The sequence below is a fragment of the Duganella fentianensis genome (assembly GCF_009857835.1).
Lineage (GTDB): Bacteria > Pseudomonadota > Gammaproteobacteria > Burkholderiales > Burkholderiaceae_D > Rugamonas > Rugamonas fentianensis.
In genome coordinates this window covers 1,611,531-1,632,459 of record NZ_WWCL01000001.1, presented here as the reverse complement: position 1 = coordinate 1,632,459, position 20,929 = coordinate 1,611,531, and the positions used below count along the sequence as shown (strand labels likewise).

The window sequence follows — 20,929 nt, the reverse complement described above, 5'->3', positions numbered from 1 at the left end:
TACAATCCCTGTAAATGTGAATCTTACGGACACGAATCGTGTACATCAAACCGCAACTCGATGACTTGCGCCTGTTCTGCGTGGTGGCGCGCCACCGCAGCTTTGCCGAGACAGCGCGCCAGCTCGGCATCTCCAAGGCCGTGGTCAGCAAGCGCATCGCCCTGCTCGAAGCCGCCGTGCAGGAACAGCTATTCCACCGCAGCACGCGCCAGATCACCCTCACCGCCCAGGGCGAAATCGTGCACCAGTGGGCACAGCGCATCTGCGAGGATGTGGACCTGATGGGACAAGCCATTTCGCGTGAAAAGGCCGAGCCCGACGGCGTGCTGCGCCTGTGCAGCAGCACGGGTTTCGGCCGCAGCCAGCTGGCGCCCGCCCTGTCGGCCATGGCCAGCCGTTTTCCCCGTCTCGAAATCCAGCTGGAACTGTTCGACCGCGCCGTCGATCTGGTGGAAGAAGGTTTCCAGCTCGATATCCGTATCGGCCATGTGCACGAAGCCAATGTAATCAAGCGCCGCATCGCCGGCAACCGTCGCGTGCTGTGCGCCGCGCCGTCCTATCTGGCCAGATACGGCACACCGGCCACGCTGGAGCAGCTGAAACAGCACCGCTGCATTCCCATCCGCGAACGCGATCAGGATTTCGGCCGCTGGGAACTGCATGGCCCGCAGGGCATCCAGGCCGTCAAAGTGCATGGCCAGCTATCGGCCAATAATGGCGAAATCGTGCGCCAGTGGGCTATCGACGGCCACGGCATCATCTTGCGCTCGGGCTGGGACATCGTCGAGGAGCTGGCCAGCGGCCAGCTGGTGGCCGTGCTGCCCGCATACTACCAGCCGGCCGATATCTGGGCTGTCTACCCATCCCGCCTGTCCGTGTCGGCGCGCGTGCGCCTGTGCGTGGAATTCCTCGCCGACTGGTTTGCCCGCCACCACAGCTATGGCAGCGCTCAGCCCTGAAGCTGCAGCATGCGCTGGCGGTAGCGCCGGTTCTGCAGCTTGCCTGCCAGCTGCTGCGTAATCAGCGCATACACGGGCGACACCCGCGGCGCGCTGGCCTTGCCGCGACTGAGCCGGCGCAGCTGGTGCTTGACCATGGCCATGTGGGCGGCCGACGCCATCGTCTTGTCCAGCCACGTCACGGCGCGCAGTTGCGGATGCACGGCCGCATCGTTCTGCCAGCGTTTGGGCAGGTCCGGCGTAACCGCCAGTGCCGTGGCCATGCCGGCCAGTGCCACACCGCTGTCTAACACCTGCTGCACCACGGGCAGACGGCGGATGCCGCCCGTGACCATCAGCGGCATGCGCGCCACCTGCGTGAGTGCCTGGGCGAATTCGAGGAAATACGCTTCGCGCGCCAGCGTGCGCTCGTCGCGCGACAAACCCATCATGGCCGGTGCTTCGTAGCTGCCACCCGATAGTTCCAGCAGATCGACCGCGAGCGGATTGAGCATCTCCACCACGGCGCGCGCATCGTCGGCACTGAAACCGCCGCGCTGGAAATCGGCCGAATTGAGTTTCACCGCTACGCCGAAGGCCGGCCCTACGGCCTCGCGTACGGCCGTCACTACCTCGATCAGCAGGCGCGCCCGTCCGGCTATGCTGCCGCCCCACGCGTCGCTGCGCTGATTCGCCAGCGGCGACAGGAACTGGCTCAGCAGATAGCCGTGCGCGGCGTGGATCTGCACGCCGTTAAAGCCGAACTGCTGCGCCAGCAAGGCGCTCTGCACGAAGCGCTGCCGGACGTCGGCGATATCGGCCACCGTCATCGCGCGCGGTGTTGCGAACTCGCCGCTGAACTTACCCAGATCCATCGCCAGTGCCGACGGCGCCAGCGTGGGCTGGCCCAGCGCGGCCGGCATCTGCCGGCCCGGATGGTTGAGCTGCATCCAGATCTGGCCGCCTTGGGCGCGCGCCACACTGGCCCAGCGGCGGAAGCGCTCCGCATGGGCGGCACTCTCCAGCACCACCCCGCCCGGCCCCGTCATGGCGCGCCGGTCTATCATCACATTCCCGGTGATCATCAGCCCCACGCCGCCTTCGGCCCAGCGCTGGTACAGCCGGATCAGCGCATCGGACGGCGCCTGATCGGCGTCCGCCATATTCTCTTCCATGGCCGCTTTGGCCAGACGGTTGGGCAGCACGCTGCCGTTCGGCAGCTGCAGTTGGCTAAACACTTGCATCATCACTCCCGTGGTTACAGTCCCGCCACGATAAGTTTAAAGCGCACTTGAAGGTCAAGCGATTTTTTACGCTTGAGCTTCAAGCTGAGTTTAAGGTTATAGTGCAGCGACAGGCAGCGAGGGAGCAGGTAATGAAAATCGGCGAACTGGCCAGACGCACGGGCGTGGCCGCATCGGCCATCCGTTTTTACGAAGCACAGGGGCTGCTCAAGGGCGTGCAGCGGCTGGCCAATGGCTACCGCGACTATCCGCCCGAAGCGGCCACGCTGCTGTCCGTCCTTAGCGGCGCCCAGCGCGCCGGCTTTACGCTCGACGAAATCCGCCAGCTGCTGCCGCAGGATCTGCGCCACTGGCAGCACGCGGAGCTGATGGCGGCGTTGCAGCAGAAAGTGGCCGAGATCGCAGCGCTGCAGCTGCGGCTGGAACAGAACCGCCAGCATCTGCAGCAGCTGATCACCCTGATCAATGCCCGCCCCGACGATATCGACTGTCAGGACAATGCCGCGCGCGTACTGGCCAGCATGGGCATCACGAACGGGGAATGAAGAACATGGCTTTTTCCTCCACCTGCACGGGCGCACCGTCAGCATCGATGGCGACCAGACGGAAGCTGATGCGGTTGGCACCCGGCTGGCCCTGCCCTGCGGCCAGCCGCACGGTAACGGGGACGAAGCGCGTGCTGGCCGGTTCCAGCCGCACTTCGGCTGGCGAGGTCAGTGTCAATCCTTCCAGTCCGTGTACGGAAATGCGGTAGCGGCGCGTCTGTTCTTCCACATGCATCAACTGCAGGCGGAAGCTGTTCTCGATCTGGCCCTGCTCCACTTCGCGTGCCATCACGCCACGGTCGCGGATCACGTCCAGCTTGAGCGGGCTACGGTGCAGCATGGTCCAGCCCAGTGCCGCCGTAATCAGCGCCAGCAGTGCCACATACACCAGCACGCGGGGCCGCAGCAGACGGCTAGCCAGCGACTGCGGTGCCAGCTGCTGCTGGACGGCGCGGCTGGTGGTAAAGGCGACCAGCCCACGCGGTGCGCCTATCTTGTCCATTACACTGTCGCAGGCATCCACGCAGGCCGCACAACTGATGCAGTCGTACTGCAGACCGTTGCGGATATCGATGCCGGTCGGGCACACCTGTACGCACAGCGAACAGTCGATGCAGCCGCCCCCCGCCTGCGCTGACGCTGCTGCGGCCATCGCCTTGCCAGCCTGCGCCTGTTTGCCCAGCGGCGCACGCGGTTCGCCGCGCCGTGCATCGTAGCTGACGATCAGCGTGTCCTGATCGAACATGGAACTCTGGAAGCGCGCATACGGGCACATATAGCGGCACACCTGCTCGCGCATCCAGCCCGCATTGCCATAAGTGGCGAGGCTGTAGAACAGCACCCAGAAGCTCTCCCATGGCCCCAGCGCGAACGACAGAGTGCTGGCCGCCAGCGTCGGCAGTGGCGTGAAGTAGGCCACAAACGTAAAGCCGGTCCACAGCGCGAACAGCAGCCATGCCAGATGCTTGCCGCCCTTGCGCGCCAGCTTGGTATAGCCCCAGGGCTGGCGGTCGAGCCGGATGCGGGCACTGCGCTCGCCTTCGAACTGGCGCTCTATCCACATGAAGATTTCCGTGTACACCGTCTGCGGGCAGGCAAAGCCGCACCACACCCGCCCTGCCACGGCCGTGAACAGGAACAGCGACAGGGCGCAGACGATCAGCAGTGCCGCCAGATAGATCAGGTCCTGCGGCCACAGCACCAGTCCCCACAGATAGAACTTGCGCGCGCCCAGATCGAACAGCACGGCCTGACGGCCATTCCAGTGCAGCCACGGCAGGCCATAGAACACGGCTTGCGTGAGCCAGACGCACAGCCAGCGCCAGCTGGCAAAACGGCCGCGCGCTTCACGGGCATAAATCTGTTCACGCGGCGCATACATGCGGATGACGGCTACATCGGGGGAAGTCTGGCTCATGGTAGTTCTCGCAGGGAGTAAGAATAGACAGCGTGCTTTTGTATGGATAAAGTATCGGTATGCAGCCATGTTATGGCAGAACAAAATCCATACATTAAAGAAGATGTCGCAAGCCAGATCCATACAAGATGAAGGACATGCCCTCGCCTGGGTAGGCCAGTTCGCCCAGCATGCGGGGCCGCGCTATCTGCAGATCGCCCAGTTCATCGAACAGGCGCTGGCCAGCGGCGTGCTGCGCCCGGGCGACCGCCTGCCGGCCCAGCGCCGGCTGGCCAGCCTGCTGCAGGTGGACCTGACCACAGTCACCCGCGCCTACGACGTGGCACGCCAGCGCCACCTGCTGGAAGGGCGCGGCGCGCGCGGCACCTATGTGGCGGCACCCAAAGCGGAACTGGGGCAGTTGCTGGACCTGAGCATGATCATCCCGCCGCCACCGGCCGGCATCGATTTCGACGAGCTGCTGCGGCAGGGTCTGGCGCAAGTGCTGCTACGGACCGATAGCAGCATGCTGATGAACTACCATCTGGGCGGCGGCAGCGCGGCCGACCGGGCTGCCGGTGCGCTCTGGCTGGCCCCCCTGTTCGGCCCGATCGAGCATGACTGCATCAGCGTCTGCGCCGGTGCCCAGTCGGCGCTGGCCGCGCTGATCATGGCGCTGAGCCCCGCCGGCGGCACCATACTGGCCGAAGCGCTGACCTATCCGGGCCTGCTGAATGCCGCGCAGGCGCTGGGCCGCCGCGTGCAGGCAGTGGCCAGCGATGCCGACGGCATGTGTCCCGACGCGCTCGAGCAGGCCTGCCGCCAGCATGGCGCCAGCCTGCTGTATCTGAATCCCACGCTGCAGAACCCTACTGGCCACACCATGCCGGCTGCGCGCCGGCTGGAACTGCTGCGCGTATGCGCCCGCCATGGCGTGATGATTATCGAAGACGATCCCTATTCGCTGCTGGCCGACACGGCCCCGCCGCCGCTGGCCGCCAGCGCACCGGCACAGGTGGCACACATCGCCACGCTGTCGAAATGTCTGGCGCCGGGCCTGCGCACGGCCTTCGTACTGCTGCACTCGGCCGCCTTGCGCGAGCGCTTCATGACGGCGCTGCGCGCACTGGTGCTGATGGCGACGCCGCTGACCAGCGCTCTCACCACCCAGTGGCTCCACGATGGCACGGCACAGCAGCTACTGCAGGGCGTGCGGCAGGAAGCGCGCCAGCGCCAGCGTCTGGCCAGCCAGCTGCTGGCGGGCCGCAGCAGCCATGACAGCGCCAACCTGACGCCGGCCGATTGCGCCATCCATATCTGGCTGGAACTGCCCACCTACTGGAGCGCCAGCACGCTGGCGCAGGTGGCGCAGGCGGAAGGTCTGGCCGTCAGCCCCGCCAGCGCTTTCAGTACGGGGCCGCAGCCGCCGGAAGCCATCCGCATCGCGCTCGGCTCCATCGCCGACGAAGCGCGCCTGCGCGCTGCGCTGCGCAAGCTGTCCGAGCTGCTGGCCCGCCGCCCCGGCCAGAGCCGCAGTGTGGTGGTCTAGTTCAGTCCAGCGCGGCGCGGTGCTGCTCTACCAGCCGTTCGATCAGCGCTGCATCGGGCGCGATCGACAAGGCGCGCACACTATCCTGCCGTCCGCTGGGCAGAATGCCAGCGCCAGCAGGCCCCAGCGTGTATTCGCTGTGGCAGGCCGGGCAATACAGCGCATCGCCCGTCTGCGCCTCACGCGGGCGCACCACCGTCGGGCCGCAGGCCAGGCAGCGTTCCAGCGGTATGCCTTCATCCGTATGACCGACGATGTGGGCCAGCGCTTCGCCATCACCCAGCGTGAGGAATAGTTCGCCCAGCTCGGCATCGAACTGGCGCCCCAGTTCCAGCCGGATGATGGACAGCGCTTTCGCGATCGGCATGCCGGCGCGGTAGGGCCGGCTACTAGTCATGGCATCGAAAGCGTCGCAGATGCCGACGATGCGGGCCACCAGCGGTATCGCGTCGCGACGCAGACCGTAAGGATAGCCATTGCCATCGGGCGTTTCGTGGTGCAGCAGCACGGCGTCGCGCGCCAGCTGGGCCAGCGGGTGGGTACCCAGCAGGCGCAGGCCGCTTTCCGGATGGGTGCGGATCACAGCGTATTCCTCGTCATTCAGCCTTTCCTTCTTGCCCAGTATGGCGTCGGGGATGGCGATCTTGCCCAGATCGTGCAGGAAGCCGCCTAGCGCCACGCGCGCCACTTCGGCCTCGGACAGGCCGGCCGCCTGCGCCAGCAGGCGGGAGAACTGGGCCACGCGCCACAGGTGGCCGCCCGTGTAGGGATCGCGCGCTTCGACCACCCAGGCCAGTTGCAGCAGGCTGGCCAGCAATTGCTGACGGGGTTGCGGCGCGGGGCGCCATGCAGCAGGCAGAAGTCGGGACCATTTCATAACAGGATTTTCCTTAGATTTTTGGGGCTGATCCAGATTAGTCGCGCACGCTACGCCAGACCTTACAGTGCGTTCGCCATCATTTTATCCCGATGCTAATGTCTGCGATCAGCAGGCCAGGGCCGGCACAGCTGACCGGATGAACCAGTAAGAGAACCGGCCCCACTAACGGGCGGAGCCGCAGACCAGCCCGGCTGTTGTAGAATGCGGCCTCCCATCGCTGTTCCCCGACCATGAGATTGTCCGCCTACATGCGGCTGCTGTTACTCGGCTGCCTGCTCATCCTCACTGGCTGCGCCATGGCGCCCAGCCGCTCCAGCGTGCCTGCTGCCGAAGCCGGCCACACCATCCACCTGATGCGCTATGGCTGGCATACGGCCCTGCTATTTGACGGCAACGATATTCTGAGCCGCAGTGAGCGCCTGCGCACCGACCTGCGTCCGGCTCCCTACATACTGGTGGGCTGGGGTGATGGCGAATATTTTGTGCGCGACGACGCGCCATGGTCGAAAGCCGTCAAAGCGCTGGTCGCCTCGGATTATCCGGCCATGCAGGCAGGACGGCGCGACAGCAACCCGCCGGCCGGCGTGGCCGCGCAGGACAGCCTCCCTCTAGCCATCACCAGCCGCGGCATGGATCAGCTGGTCGCGTATATCGACCGCAGTATCGCCCTCGATGGCAAGGGCCAGCCCGTCTATCTGGGCGCCCAGCCCGACCATCCGGACCGCTTCTATCAGGGCAATGGCCACTACAGCCTGTTCAACAACTGCAATTCGTGGATAGTGGGTGCCTTGCGGGCGGCCGAGCTGCCCATCAGCGGCATCAACCTGACGGCCAGCAGCGTGTTCGAACAGGCACAGCAGATTTCGGCGCTACAGCAGCAGATGCGCACCGAGCGCACAGCACAGGCCGGCGCCGCCCCATAAAAAAAGGCAGGACTCACCCTGCCTTTGCTCGCTGCAACGCGCCTGATCAGGCAGCGGCTGCGGCTGCGGCTTTCGGTTTGCGCGGTGCGCGCGGCTTCTTCGGCTTTTCGGCAACAGCGGCTTCGTCTTTGCCTTTCACCGCTTCGATCAGTGCTGCCACATAGGCATTACGCGCCGTCTGGGCGATGGCGATCTGCTGTTGCAGACGGGCCAGTTCAGCCTCAACCACCTGAACGTTCACGGCTTGCATTTTTGCTACGTCATTCAGTTTCTCGGAAGCGTACGACGTACCATTGATCGTAATGTATTGCGGCAGACTCATCATTTTCCTTGTTTCGTATGGTTATAAAATCCCGACGGGCGCAATTGTATGCGCTCGCCGCCTGCGCTGCAACGTTGTAAACATGCCGCCTGCCGCCCCATCAAGCCGCTGATGGGCGCGCCAGCTTTACTTTTGTGGTGCAGATCAACTGGCCGCGTGGCGTGCCAGCAGCGCGACCGGACGCGCCGCCTCGAGACGGCGCCGGCGCGGGGCAAACTTGAACAGCCCCACAGCCTGCGCCAGATGGGCCGCCTGTTCGTCCAGCTGGGCAGCTGCAGCAGCAGCCTGCTCCACCATGGCCGCGTTCTGCTGAGTACCGGCATCGATTTCCAGCACGGTACGGTTGATTTCATCCACCCCGCTACTTTGCTGCAGATTATCGCGGGCGATATCGCTGACGATCTCCGCCACACTCTGCACCGAAGCCACCACGCCCGTCATGGTCTGGCCAGCCTTGCGTCCCAGCTGGTCGCCCTGCGCGATCTTCTCCACCGAAGCACTGATCAGCTGCTTGATCTCGCCGGCCGCTGCCGTCGCGCGCTGGGCCAGCTGGCGCACTTCCGTCGCCACCACGGCGAAGCTGCGGCCCTGTTCGCCCGCACGGGCCGCTTCCACCGCCGCATTCAGTGCCAGTATATTGGTCTGGAAAGCGATACCGTCGATCAGGCCGATGATGTCGAAAATCTTCTGCGCCGACTGGCTGATATCGCCCAGCGTGGCGCCCACCTGGGTTACCACGGCGCCGCCTTCGCTGGCCACATTGCAAGCTTCTGCCACCAGCGCGTTAGTCTGCTGCGCATTGTCGGCCGTCTGGCGCACCATGGCCGCCAGCTGTTCGATACTGGCCGCCGTACGTTCCAGACTGGCCGCCTGCGCTTCCGTACGCAGCGACAGATCCTGATTGCCGGCAGCGATTTCGCGCGTGGCCGTATTGATCGATTCCACGCTGGTGCGCACATCGCCGATGATGGCCACCAGATTCACACTCATCTGCCGTAAGGCGCGCAGCAGCTGGGCCACTTCCTCGTCGCCACCAATTTCGATGGAGACGCTCAGATCGCCGGCCGCCAGTGCCCGTGCGCTGTGCAGCGCGCCCCGCAGCGGTGCCAGTATGCTGCGCTCGAGCAGCAGTGCCAGCGCCAGCGTCAGGACGACGCCGCCGGCACCGGCCAGCGCATAGGCCGCTTCCGTACCATCGCTGTGCATGCTCCAGCCCGCCACGCCCAGCGTCGCCAGCAGCAGCGCCTGCCCGGCCAGTACGGCACGGCACCACAGGCGCGCCGGCACACGCCGCATGCGGGTGATCCAGCCAGCCATGCCGGGCGCCACATGGCGGCCCTGCCGGAGCACACCAGCAGCGGCGCCTTCTTTAGCAAGGCGGCGATACAGTTGCTCGGCGCGGGCGATCTGATGGCGTTCCGGCACCGTGCGCACCGACAGATAGCCGTTGACGCGGCCACCTTCCATGGTCGGCGTGACATTTGCCACCACCCAGTAGAAATCGCCGTTCTTGCGGCGGTTCTTGACCAACCCGGTCCAAGGCATGCCGCGCTGTATGGTCTGCCACAGATCGGCAAACGCGGCTGGCGGCATATCGGGATGGCGCACCAGATTATGCGGCGCACCCAGTAATTCTTCCTGACTGTAGCCGCTGGCTTCGATGAAAGCGGGGTTGGCGTAAGTGATGCGGCCACTCAGATCAGTCTTGGATACCAGCGGACGCTGTGGCGGTAATTCGTATTCTATGCCCGTGACGGGCAAATTCTGGCGCATGCTAACTCCTATTCTTGCGTATCCATCTAGCGCGCGCCCTGCATTGACTGCGATGGATCAAATTTCCAAAGGGCAATCATACTGAATGTAGTGCAACAGAAATATCAGCCAGATTAACTTCCGTTGTAGAAACTTTCATTAATGAAGTTAACCTCTATTTTTTTCCCTTATCAGATTAGCCATAGTTTCCGGCGGGTGCAGGCAAGCCATCTGGCCACACCGACACTAGCCCAGTTGCAGCCACCAGAAAGCCAGCACGGCCGCCAACAGCAGCAGCGCTATCAGCGTGCGCGGCGGCTGGCTGGCGTCGTCAGGGCGGCCCGCTTTCATACCCGTCAACATGGCGCGTACCAGATTTTCCCCGTGCAGGCGACTGGACAGCAGCACCGCCCCGATATGCACGAACACCACCAGCAGCATCAGATTGGCCAGGCTCTCGTGCACCTCCTCCATCCATTCGCCCACCCGCTCCGTGTAGAGCAGCCAGCCCGCCACCGTCAGCAACAGGGCCAGTGCCAGCATCAGTACGATGGCCACGGCGCCGGCCGGATTATGGCCGGTGTAATGCGCCGGCCGGCCAGTCAGCAGCGTGCGCAGATAGGCCATTACTGCTTGCGGCCCCCTGACGAAGCTGGCAAAGCGCGCGTGCTGCGTGCCCCAGATGCCCCACAGCAGACGAAATAGCACCAGCCCCGCCACCGTATAGCCGAGCGTGACGTGCAGCACGCGCCAGTCTTCCAGTTCGGCCGTCAGATAGGCGCCGCTGAAGCACAGCGCCAGCAGCCAGTGAAACAGCCGTAGCGGCAAGTCCCATACGCGCAGCACCGGTGCTGCGTCCTGCTTGCCCAGTCCTGCTGTCGTGTCGCGTTCCGATGGTTGCATGATCTACTCCCTGAAAGTTCCGTTAATGCTGATAGTCGCTAACAGTTATTAAGGAATTCTGAGCAAACGCCGCCTGCATGCTGCTCGCTGCTTTTTTTTTGATAGCAGCACGGCGCAGGCAGAACAAGGCGCCGCAGATGTAATACACTCGTGCCGGAATTCACCATCTACCTGCCCGGAGCTGCTGCCCACCGTATGCAACAACCCGTACCGCCTAGCGCCGCCTCTGGCCTCAGCAGCGCAGCCGCCCGCCAGCGGCTGCAAACACTGGGGCCCAACGAACTGCCCGTGTCCCGTCCGCGCAGCAATGCGCGGCTGCTGCGTGATGTGGTGGCCGAACCCATGTTTCTGCTGCTGGTAGCCTGCGGCGCCATCTATCTGCTGCTCGGTGATCCGGACGAAGCACTGATGCTGCTGGGCTTCGTCGCCATCGTGGTGGCCATGACGTTTTTCCAGCAGCGCCGCACGGAGCGCTCGCTGCATGCGCTGCGCGACCTGTCCTCGCCGCGCGCGCTGGTGCTGCGCGACGGCCAGCAGCGCCGCATAGCCGGACGCGAACTGGTGCCCGGCGACGTCGTCCTGCTGGCCGAGGGCGACCGCGTGCCGGCCGATATCGACCTGCTGGCCAGTTCGAATCTGATGGTGGACGAGTCCATGCTGACGGGCGAATCGGTCCCCGTCAGCAAACAGGCTGGTGGCACGCCCGAGCAGTCACGCCTGTACTCCGGCACCCTGATCACGCAAGGCACGGCCAGCGGCCTCGTGGTGGCCACCGGCCCGGCCAGTGCGCTGGGCCGCATAGGCGCCTCGCTGGCCACGCTGGGCGGCGAACTCACGCCTATCCAGCTGGAGACGCGCGGCGTAGTAAAAACTGTCGCCAGCGGCGGCGCCCTGCTGGCCGTGACACTGGCGCTGGTGTACGGCTATCTGAATGGCGCATGGCTGCAAGGCGTGCTGGCCGGCCTGACTCTGGCCATGGCCATCCTGCCGGAAGAGCTGCCCGTAATCCTCACCCTGTTTCTGGGGCTGGGTGCATGGCGGCTCGGGCGTGCCCAGATACTGGCGCGCAGCATCCCCGCCATCGAGCTGCTGGGCGCCACCACGGTACTCTGTGTCGACAAGACCGGCACGCTAACGGCCAACCGCATGGAAGTGCTGGGCCTGTGGACCGGGCAGGCCGAATTCGATGGCCGCCAGCCCGCCGGCGAACTGCCGGAAGCCTTGCACGGCTTGCTCGAATACGCCGTGCTGGCCAGCCACCGGCAAGCGTTCGACCCGATGGAACAGGCCATCACGGCAGCCGGCACGCGCTGGCTGGCCAACACCGAACACCTGCACCGCGACTGGCAGCTGATCGACGACTACCCGCTCTCGCGCCAGCTGCTGGCCATGTCGCGCGTGTGGCAATCGCCCGACCACAGTGCCTATCTGGTGGCCGCCAAGGGTGCGCCGGAAGCGATTATCGATCTATGCCATCTGGATGCAGCGCACAGCGCCGCCATCAGTGCGCAAGTGGGCATCATGGCCGAACGGGGCCTGCGCGTGATCGCCGTGGCCAGTGCCACCTTTGCCGCCCCGCCCCTGCCCGACAACCAGCATGTGTTCGAATTCGCCTTCCTCGGGCTGGTCGCGCTGCAGGACCCTATCCGCCCCGAAGTGCCGCCCGCCGTGGCGCAATGCCATGCGGCCGGCATGCAGGTGGTGATGATCACGGGCGACCACCCGGCGACCGCCACGGCCATCGCCACTCAGGCGGGGATCCATGGTGGAGTACTGAGCGGCAGCGAGCTGGCCAGCCTCGATGATACGGCCCTGTCCTTGCGCCTGCAGGACTGCCGGGTATTCTGCCGCATCGCGCCGGAACAGAAGCTGCGGCTGGTACAGGCTTTCCGCCAGCGCGGCGAGATCGTCGCCATGACGGGCGATGGCGTCAACGATGCACCGGCCCTGAAGGCAGCCCACATCGGCGTGGCCATGGGCGCACGCGGCACCGATGTGGCGCGCGAAGCGGCTGCACTGGTGCTGCTCAAGGATGATTTTTCCTCGCTGCTGCAAGCCGTGCAGCACGGCCGCCGCCTGTTCGCCAATCTGCGCAAGGCCATCGTCTTCATCGTCGCCGTGCACGTGCCCATCGTCGGCCTGTCCTTCCTGCCCGTGCTGTTCGGCTGGCCGTTGCTGCTGATGCCTGTGCACATACTGTTCCTGCAGCTGGTGATAGATCCGGCCTGCGCGCTGGTGTTCGAAGCGGAAGCCATCGAAGCGGGCGCCATGCAGAACCCGCCGCGCAATCCGCAGCAGCACCTGTTCGACCGCAGCCTGCTGCGCCGCGGCCTGCTGCAGGGCGGCGTGCTGCTGCTGGTACTGCTGCTCTGCCATGCCGTGCTGCGCGCCGGCGGCGTACCCGAATACAGCGCGCGCAGCACCACCTTCCTGACGCTGGTACTGGCCAATCTGGGGCTGATAGCCAGCAATCTGAGCTGGCGCCAGCCCGTGTGGCAGCGCAGCCATCAGGCCAACCGGCCGTTCTACTGGATAGGTGCGGCCACCCTGTCACTGCTGGCCGTGGTCATGAGCGTACCGGCCGTCCGCAGCCTGTTCGCCTTTGCCCTGCCGGCGCCGTCCCTGCTGCTGGCCAGCGTGCTGCTTGCGCTGCTGTGCGTGGGCTGGTTCGAACTGCTCAAGCGCCGCTAGCGGATACTGCCGGCGACCTGCCCGCGCTTCTGCTCGATATCTTCATCGCTATCGGCGAAGCGGGCAGCAATGCTGCGGAACTCGTCCTGCAAAGCCACGAAGGCATCCACCACATCGGGATCGAAATGGCTGCCCCGTCCTTCGACGATCAGCGCCACCGCCTGCTCGTGCGGCATGCCCTGCTTGTAGACGCGCCGGCAGATCAGCGCATCGTACACGTCGGCCACCGCCATCAGCCTGGCCGCGACGGGGATGGCATCACCCACCAGCTGTTGCGGATAGCCCGAACCATCCCACTTCTCCTGATGGCTGTAGGCGATATCCTTGGCCATCGAGAGAAAATTGACAGCCATGCCGAGCTGCTTCTCCGCATGATCGATGGCATCGCGCCCCAGCGTGGTGTGGGTTTTCATGATCTCGAATTCGGCCGCATCGAACTTGCCCGGCTTGAGCAGTATGCGGTCCGGTATGCCCACTTTGCCGATATCGTGCAGCGGCGCCGACTTGAACAGCATGCGGATATACTCGTCCGTCAGCAGGGTGGCAAAGCGCGGATGGCTGCGCAGTTGCTGCGCCAGCGCCTGCACATAGTACTGGGTGCGGCGGATATGGTTGCCCGTATCGGCATCGCGGGTTTCCGCCAGCGAGGCCATGGCCAGAATCGTCACGTCCTGGATCGCCGTCACCTCGCGCGTGCGCCTGGCCACTTCCTGTTCCAGAAACGCGCTCTTATCGCGCAGGAAGTCGGCATGGGCTTTCAGCGCCAGATGGATTTTCAGCCGCGCCATCAGGATAGGCGGGCTGACCGGCTTGGTGATGTAGTCGACGGCGCCCATCTGCAGGCCTTTCTCCTCAGCCTCGATATCGGCCTTGGCGGTCAGGAAGATCACCGGTATCTCGCGCGTGGCCGGATGGGCTTTGAGTATCTGGCAGACTTCGTAGCCATCCATTTCCGGCATCATGATATCGAGCAGGATCAGATCGGGCAGCTCGCCCGTGGCGGCCAGCTTGAGTGCGCGGGCGCCGCTGTTGGCGATCTTGAGCTTGTACTCGTGCCGTAACAGCTCGCTCATCAGCGACAGGTTTTCCGGCGTATCGTCGACGATCAGGATAGTGGGTTTGACAGGCATGTCCGCACTGGTTTCCATACTTGCTACTCCAGTCATTGAGGCGCGCCTCCGTGTTCTGTCCGGCGTGCCTCCATGGCCGCACGCAGACTCTGTTGCGCACCTTCGAAATCGAAATCCCCCAGCAGCGTTTCGATGCGCTGCCAGTATTCAGGATAACCGGCTTTGAACAGTTCGTGCTGTTCTTCCCAGCGCAGGCCCGCTTCGGGGTCGCCATCCTCTAGCATGGGCAGCAGCTTCTCGCTTGCAGCCAGCAATTCGCTGACAACGATCACCGGCGGGAGCGCTGGCGGCGGTTCTACCACGCTGGCAGCGGCATCCATACTGCGCAGACTATGCAGCACCAGTGCCAGTTCGGCCAGCACGGCCTGCAGCGCCGCATCGATCGGCCCGGCATCCGCCCCGCCACGGCACAGCTGCTCCAGCAGCGCGGCCTGCTGCTGCAATGTGCGCGCGCCGATATTGCCGGCATTGCCGCGCAAAGTGTGGGCGCAACGCTCGGCAGCATGGCCGTCGCTGCTGTGCTGAGCGGTCCTGAAATGCAGCTCGAACTGGCTCTGGCTCTTCTCGAATTTGCTGAGCAGCTTGCGGTACAGCTTTTCACTCTGCATGGTGGTGGCCAGTCCCGTTGCCACATCGATACCGGGCAGACTGGCCGGTACGCTGCCGATGCTATTCGGGTAGGCCCGGCGCGGCGGTGCCACCTGGCTGCCGGCCGCGCCGCTGGGCTTGATCCAGCGCGCCATGGTTTCGAACATCACATCCACATCGAGCGGCTTGGCGATGTGGTCGCGCATGCCGGCCGCCAGCACCAGCGCACGGTCGCCCGCCATGGCATTGGCCGTCATGGCGATCACGGGAATCTGCTGCAGGGCCGGAGTCTGGCAGATGATGCGACTGGCTTCGTAGCCATCCATAACCGGCATCTGGCAATCCATCAGGATGCCATCGAACGCGCTGTCGCCAGCCAGTATGTCGAGCGCCTCGCGCCCGTTGTTGGCCAGCACCACCTGCAGGCCGGCATCGCTGAGCAGTTCCAGTGCCAGCTCCTGATTCAGGTCGTTGTCTTCCACCAGCAGCACGCGCGCGCCTCGCAGCTGGAGCATGGCCTGCTGCACGCTCTGCCCCAGCTCGGCCACGGGCCGGCGGCGCAGCGAGAAGCGCTTGAGTGCTTCGCCTATGGCTTCCAGCAGCGAAGACGGCGTGGCCGGCTTGGTCAGCACCGTACTCAGTTCCACCTGCTGTTCACGCGCGGCCGCCAGCGCTTCTTCGCGTCCATAGGCCGTCACCATGATCACGGCCGGCGCCTGCAGGCGGGTACTGCGCTGCAGTTCTCCCACCAGCTGCACACCATCCATTTCCGGCATGCGCCAGTCCGACAGCAGCAGATCGAACTGTGCGCCTTCAGCCTGCGCCGCTGCCACCATTTCCAGCGCCTGCCGTCCGCCGCCGGCCGTGGCCACATGCAGGCCGAACGACTGCGCCATATCGTGCAGGATTTCGCGTGCTGCCGCATTGTCGTCGACCACCAGCACGCGGATGCCGCGCAACTCGTCGGCCGTGAACATGCGGCTGCTCTGTGCACTGGCCTGCAGGCCGAAGCGGGCCGTGAAGTGGAACACCGAGCCCTGTCCCGGCGCGCTTTCGAGCCAGATGCGGCCATGCATCATCTCCACCAGCGTCTTCGAAATTGCCAGCCCCAGTCCGGTGCCACCGTATTTGCGCGTGGTGGAGGAATCGGCCTGGGTGAAGGACTGGAACAAACGCCCTGTCTGTTCGGCCGTCATGCCTATGCCGGTATCGCGCACCCAGAAATGCAGCTCGACTTCATCCGCACTCTGGCGCAGGCAGCTCACCCCCAGCACGATCTCGCCCTTGTCAGTAAACTTGACGGCGTTATTCCCCAGATTGATCAGCACCTGCCCCAGCCGCAAGGGGTCGCCCACCAGCGCTGTCGGCACATAGGCGGACGCGTCGAAGATCAGTTCCAGCCCTTTTTCGTCGGTCTTCATCGACAGCAGATTACCCAGATTATCGATCACATCTTCCAGCTGGAAATCGATGCGCTCCATCGCCAGCTTGCCCGCTTCGATCTTGGAGAAGTCCAGAATATCGTTGATGATGCCCAGCAGATTAGTCCCGGCCTGCACCACTTTCTCGATGTAGTTGCGCTGCCGTCTATCGAGCTCGGTCTGCAGCGCCAGCCGCGACATGCCGATAATCGCATTCATCGGCGTGCGGATCTCATGGCTCATGTTCGACAGGAAGTCCGACTTGGCACGGGTAGCACTTTCGGCTTTTTCCTTGGCCGAGCGCAGCGCATCGTTCAGTTCACGGTCGGCCGTGATGTCGTCGATGATCCATACGGTCCCCTTGGAATGATCATGCGGATCGACCGCATTGCCCTGCAGGCGGGCCCAGAACAGGCTGCCGTCCTTGCGCTTGAGCTGCTGCTCGCGCGTGTGCGACTGGCCGGTCCAGATGGTTTCGTACGGCAGGCCGCCGATGCGGTTGGCTTCTTCGTCGGCATACCAGATGGCAGTCTGCTGGCCCAGCATCTCCCACAGCGGCCAGCCGAACATCTCGTGCAGGCGGCGATTGCCGCGATGTAGCGTGCGCTCGCGGATCAGGGCGATGCCGGAGGTGGCCGTATCGAGTATGGCGCGCTGTTCGTCATTGGCCAGCTGGATCTGTTCCTGCGCGCGGCGCTCGGCCGTGATATCCCAGGCGATTACCACCACGCCTTTTTCCGGCTGCTGCTGGTCGATTGCACGGGTGGAGGTGCGCGCCCAGAACAGGCTGCCGTCCTTGCGCTGCAACTGCAGGTCCAGCATATACGTCTGGCCGGCGAGGATCTGGGCATAGCCGGTACTGCCCACCATATCGTAGTCTTCCTGCCGGTGGAACCAGCAACGGGTAGGCTGGCCTTTCAGCTCGCCCACGGGGTAGCCCAGCAGCTCGTCCAGCCCGTGGTTGCACTGGCGGATCACGCGCTGCTGCACCAGCGCGATGCCGACCGATGCCGTGCCCAGTATCGCTTCCTGCTCGCGGTTGGCCGCCAGCAGTGCCGACTCGATGCGCAGGCGTTCCGTCACATCGTGCAGCGTACTGGCGATCAGCAAGCCCTGCTCCGTTTCGATAGGGCTCAGGCTCACTTCGACGGGAATTTCGCGCCCGTCGCTGGTGCGGGCATACAGCACGCTCTCGCCGCCGATGCGGCGCGTCTGTCCCCCTTGCAGATAGTCCTGGCGGAACTGCTGGTGGCCCGCCGCCGGAATCAACATCTCGACCGGCTGGCCGATCAAAGCATCATGGGCGTAGCCGAAGAAGGCTACGGCCTGCAGGTTGACCATCACGATGCGGCCATCGGCAGCGCTGATCACCATCGGGTCCGGGGTGGAATCGAGCAGCGCACGGAACTGCTGTTCGCGTGCATGGGCCAGCGCTTCCGCCGCCACCCGTTTGCTGATGTCGCTGAACAGGGCGAAGCTGATCTGGCGCCCGTCGGCGCTGTCGACAAAGGTATTCACATAGGCCATGCAGGGCAGCAGGCTGCCGTCAGCACAGCGCAGATTGGCTTGCAGCTGGTAGGCACCGTGGACATCCTGCACCACCTGATCGAGCACATCGCTGAGCCGCTTGCCGATAATTTGATCTGACGACTGTTTTAACAGCCCGACCATGGCCGCATTGTTCTGCACGATGCGGCCCGTATCATCGATCAGCACAAAGCCCTGCTGGGTGGTGCTGAGGATGGATTCATAGCGTTTGCGTGCACTGAGCGTTTTGGAATACAGGAAGACGAACAGCAGGCCGAAACTCAGCAGCATCAGTGTGGCAAAACTGGCCAGCAGTCCCAGCGACGTCTGGCTGATCGAAGAGGTGATCTGCACCCCGTCCAGCGGCAGGAAGCGGGCCGCGCCCATGGCGATGTAGTGCATGCTGGAGATGGCCAGCCCCATCACCACGGCAGCAGCCAGCGAAGCCAGATAGGGGATGCGCCGCAAGCGGCTATGCGCTATGCGGCGGTTTAACAGCAGGGCCAGGGTGGCGCTCAGCACCGCCGCCAGCAGGGAGAACACGAACTCGCCGGGCTCGTACAGCAGCCGGCCCTGGAACTGGAAGGCGGCCATGCCGGTGTAATGCATCAGCCCCACGCCACTGCCCATCACCACGCCCGCCAGCAGCAGCCTGAGGTAGCCGATCCGGCGCGACGCAATCGCCCGCAGCGCAATCGAGGCGGCGGCCACACCGGGCAGCGCCGATGCCAGCGTCAGCCACGGCTCGTAAGCCACGCCGCAATTCAGGCGGAACGACGACATGCCGATGAAATGCATGGCCCAGATGCCCAGCCCCAGCATCAGGGCGCCCAGTGAGACCCAGTAGCGCCCCTGTTCGCGCCGGCGCGCCATTTCGAAGGCGCAGAAGGAAGCAAAGATGGCAATCGAGACGGAAGCGATGATGCCGGTGTAATCGTAACTGAAGCTGATCTGCGGCATAGCCAGATCGGCGGCAGAGGCAAAGGAGAACGGATTTCCCGAAAATACCGGCATTGCTACTCCTGCATAGGAAGGTAGCAAGCATTATGAATAAAAAAACATGGGCTGTGCAAGGAAACTCGCCCTCGCTCTGCCCCGCGGCCGGCCCTGCCGCTGGCGGCAGGCGGCAGGCGGCAGGCGGCACACGCCGCCGGGCCCGGGCCGATTACAGGCCTAGGCCAGCGGTAACTGTGCCGGTGCCCGGCGCAGCTGCGTTGCCGGTGCAACCGCATGCGTGCCGGTCTTGAACACATCGACCGACTCGATCAGCAGCACGGCCTGATCGCGCAGACTGGCAGCCGCAGCGGCCGCTTCTTCCACCAGCGCCGCGTTTTGCTGGGTAACCTGATCCATCTCCATGATGGCCTGGCTGACCTGTTCGATGCCCTGCGACTGTTCGTTGCCGGCGGCGGAGATATCGGCAATCACGGCACTGACCTGATGCACACTGTCGACGATGGCTTTCATGGTCGCGCCGGCCGCATCGACGGCATTGCTGCCCGCCTTGATCTTATCCACCGAGTCATCGATCAGCAGCTTGATTTCCTTGGCGGCCGATGCCGAACGCTGGGCCAGACTGCGCACCTCCGTCGCCACCACCGCAAAGCCGCGCCCCTGCTCGCCGGCGCGGGCGGCTTCCACGGCAGCATTCAGGGCCAGAATATTGGTCTGGAAGGCGATGCTATCGATCACGGAAATGATTTCGACGATGCGTGCCGACGACTGCGTGATGGCCTTCATCATATCGACCACCCGGCTCACTTCGTCGCCGCCACGCTCGGCAATCTCCGACGCCGAGCCGGCAAACGCATCGGCCTGACGGGCGCTGTCGGCATTCTTGCGCACGGCGGCCGTCAGCTCTTCCAGCGAAGCGGCGGTTTCTTCCAGTGCGCTGGCCTGATTTTCCGTGCGGTCCGACAGATCCTGATTGCCCGAGGCAATTTCCTCCACGCCCCGCTCTATGGTTTCCGCTGCCAGATGGATCTTGGCCACCGTCTGTTTCAAGCCATCCGACATTTCGCCCATGGCTTGCAGCAGCTGGCCGGTTTCGTCGCGCGAGCGGGTTTCGATCACCCGCGTCAGGTCGCCATTGGCCACTTCACGGGTGATTCTCACCGCCGCGCCGAGCGGACCGGTGATGCCACGGCTGACCGCCACGCCGATACTGATGCTGACTGCCAGCGTGATCAAGAAAGCCAGCCACAGCACGCGTTCGCGCGCCACCGAAACCTGCAGGGCATCCGTCTCGTCGGCGCTGGCGCGGGCATTGGCACGCTGGACGATTTTTTCCACTGCGGCGCGGTGGCTCTGGTAGGCCTTCTTCATCTGCTGGAAGGCGCGCTCGGCGCCAGCACCATCGTCATGCTGTAGTGCCGGCACGAATTCGCCCAGCGCCACGCGGAAGAAGGCCTCGGCCGGTTCGCTCGACTGGTGCAGCACCAGATCAGCCAGCTCAGCATCGAGCTTCTGGCTTACCCAGTACTGCTTGCGTTCGATGAAGTCCTTCTGCTGACGCTGCAATTGCTGCGCCAGCGCAGCACGTTCGTCGTCGCCGGCCGTCCTTAACTCCGTTGCCGTCAGATAGGATTCGACGATGAATTCCGGCGGCGGCAGCACATCGGCCAGCAGATCCTTGCCCTGCACGATGCGGTTGTACACGGGGCCATTGACTTCCAGCTCCTTGAGAGTGGAACGGGCAGTGACGCCAAACAGCAGAAAGCCTGCCACGAAGGTGGTGATGAGCAGCGTGATACGTTGCCCGACAGTCAAATTACGCATCCATTCCATCGCAGTCTTCCTTGCAGCAGCATGTGCTCTTGGGTTAGTCAGTGTATCGGGTGGATTAAATTTCCACTTGGAAAGTATAATTGAATTTAACGAATTTGGCAAATAAATTGCCGAATATATTTATTTGTCGAATTCATTGAATTTCGAACGCTGGCGCCAGTTTGGCCTGGCTGTCCCGGGCAAGCTGGATGACAACTCACGTTAATAGGCAAGCGACAGGTAAAGCTTCGGTCGTGATAGAAAAAATTTCTTCAAATAAAGAGTATTTCATTTGCCTGTTTAGCCCGCCTGGATTACACTTACTTCATCAATGAAGAAAATTGAAAGGAACAT

14 protein-coding genes are annotated in these 20,929 nt (G+C 64.0%); 5 read left to right on the top strand and 9 right to left on the bottom strand.

Going from position 1 to position 20,929, the window contains the following annotated elements; all coding sequences use genetic code 11:
- Nucleotides 1-38: 38 nt before the first annotated feature.
- A complete protein-coding gene (locus GTP23_RS07115; protein ID WP_161034434.1) occupies nucleotides 39-959 on the top strand; it encodes a LysR family transcriptional regulator in 921 nt (306 codons plus the stop codon).
- Here the strand turns inward: GTP23_RS07115 and GTP23_RS07110 are convergent.
- The gene (locus GTP23_RS07110; protein WP_161034433.1) at nucleotides 950-2,182 is read right to left on the bottom strand and encodes an NADH:flavin oxidoreductase/NADH oxidase family protein; all 1,233 of its coding nucleotides are present in this window, start codon (nucleotides 2,180-2,182) and stop codon (nucleotides 950-952) included. The two genes, GTP23_RS07115 and GTP23_RS07110, sit on opposite strands and share 10 nt — an antisense overlap.
- Before the next feature lie 131 nt (nucleotides 2,183-2,313).
- Here GTP23_RS07110 and GTP23_RS07105 point away from each other — a divergent pair, with 131 nt between their 5' ends.
- On the top strand, nucleotides 2,314-2,727 hold the full coding sequence (locus GTP23_RS07105; protein ID WP_161034432.1) for a MerR family transcriptional regulator: 414 nt from the start codon (nucleotides 2,314-2,316) through the stop codon (nucleotides 2,725-2,727).
- On the opposite strand, the gene ccoG is transcribed toward GTP23_RS07105, so the two are convergent.
- The gene (gene ccoG / locus GTP23_RS07100; protein ID WP_161034431.1) at nucleotides 2,711-4,144 is read right to left on the bottom strand and encodes a cytochrome c oxidase accessory protein CcoG; all 1,434 of its coding nucleotides are present in this window, start codon (nucleotides 4,142-4,144) and stop codon (nucleotides 2,711-2,713) included. The two genes, GTP23_RS07105 and ccoG, sit on opposite strands and share 17 nt — an antisense overlap.
- Before the next feature lie 103 nt (nucleotides 4,145-4,247).
- Here ccoG and GTP23_RS07095 point away from each other — a divergent pair, with 103 nt between their 5' ends.
- Nucleotides 4,248-5,672, top strand: coding sequence for an aminotransferase-like domain-containing protein (locus tag GTP23_RS07095; protein WP_202411945.1), 1,425 nt, complete (start codon nucleotides 4,248-4,250; stop codon nucleotides 5,670-5,672).
- A gap of 1 nt (nucleotide 5,673) precedes the next feature.
- On the opposite strand, the gene GTP23_RS07090 is transcribed toward GTP23_RS07095, so the two are convergent.
- Complete coding sequence (locus GTP23_RS07090; protein ID WP_161034430.1) at nucleotides 5,674-6,549, bottom strand: HD domain-containing phosphohydrolase; 876 nt, start codon at nucleotides 6,547-6,549, stop codon at nucleotides 5,674-5,676.
- Nucleotides 6,550-6,800: 251 nt separating this feature from the next.
- Here GTP23_RS07090 and GTP23_RS07085 point away from each other — a divergent pair, with 251 nt between their 5' ends.
- Entirely contained in the window at nucleotides 6,801-7,475 is a 675-nt protein-coding gene (locus GTP23_RS07085; RefSeq protein WP_161034429.1) for a DUF2459 domain-containing protein, read from the top strand.
- Nucleotides 7,476-7,521: 46 nt separating this feature from the next.
- On the opposite strand, the gene GTP23_RS07080 is transcribed toward GTP23_RS07085, so the two are convergent.
- The 3 genes from GTP23_RS07080 to GTP23_RS07070 all read right to left on the bottom strand — a co-directional run bounded on the left by GTP23_RS07080 (nucleotide 7,522) and on the right by GTP23_RS07070 (nucleotide 10,452).
- Nucleotides 7,522-7,797 carry a DUF6447 family protein gene (locus GTP23_RS07080; protein ID WP_202411943.1) on the bottom strand — a complete coding sequence of 92 codons (276 nt, stop codon included), beginning with the start codon at nucleotides 7,795-7,797 and terminating at the stop codon, nucleotides 7,522-7,524.
- Between the two features lie 144 nt (nucleotides 7,798-7,941).
- Nucleotides 7,942-9,570, bottom strand: coding sequence for a methyl-accepting chemotaxis protein (locus tag GTP23_RS07075; RefSeq protein WP_161034428.1), 1,629 nt, complete (start codon nucleotides 9,568-9,570; stop codon nucleotides 7,942-7,944).
- Between the two features lie 225 nt (nucleotides 9,571-9,795).
- A complete protein-coding gene (locus GTP23_RS07070; RefSeq protein WP_161034427.1) occupies nucleotides 9,796-10,452 on the bottom strand; it encodes a cytochrome b/b6 domain-containing protein in 657 nt (218 codons plus the stop codon).
- 195 nt (nucleotides 10,453-10,647) lie between these two features.
- On the opposite strand from GTP23_RS07070, the gene GTP23_RS07065 reads away from it, so the two are divergent.
- On the top strand, nucleotides 10,648-13,143 hold the full coding sequence (locus GTP23_RS07065) for a cation-translocating P-type ATPase (RefSeq protein WP_161034426.1): 2,496 nt from the start codon (nucleotides 10,648-10,650) through the stop codon (nucleotides 13,141-13,143).
- Here the strand turns inward: GTP23_RS07065 and GTP23_RS07060 are convergent.
- The 3 genes from GTP23_RS07060 to GTP23_RS07050 all read right to left on the bottom strand — a co-directional run bounded on the left by GTP23_RS07060 (nucleotide 13,140) and on the right by GTP23_RS07050 (nucleotide 20,587).
- Nucleotides 13,140-14,291, bottom strand: coding sequence for a response regulator (locus tag GTP23_RS07060; protein WP_161034425.1), 1,152 nt, complete (start codon nucleotides 14,289-14,291; stop codon nucleotides 13,140-13,142). The two genes, GTP23_RS07065 and GTP23_RS07060, sit on opposite strands and share 4 nt — an antisense overlap.
- Nucleotides 14,292-14,305: 14 nt before the next feature.
- Nucleotides 14,306-18,823 (bottom strand): PAS domain S-box protein, encoded by a 4,518-nt coding sequence (locus GTP23_RS07055; RefSeq protein WP_161034424.1) that lies wholly within the window; start codon nucleotides 18,821-18,823, stop codon nucleotides 14,306-14,308.
- A gap of 159 nt (nucleotides 18,824-18,982) precedes the next feature.
- Nucleotides 18,983-20,587, bottom strand: coding sequence for a methyl-accepting chemotaxis protein (locus tag GTP23_RS07050; RefSeq protein WP_229255948.1), 1,605 nt, complete (start codon nucleotides 20,585-20,587; stop codon nucleotides 18,983-18,985).
- Nucleotides 20,588-20,929 lie beyond the last annotated feature (342 nt).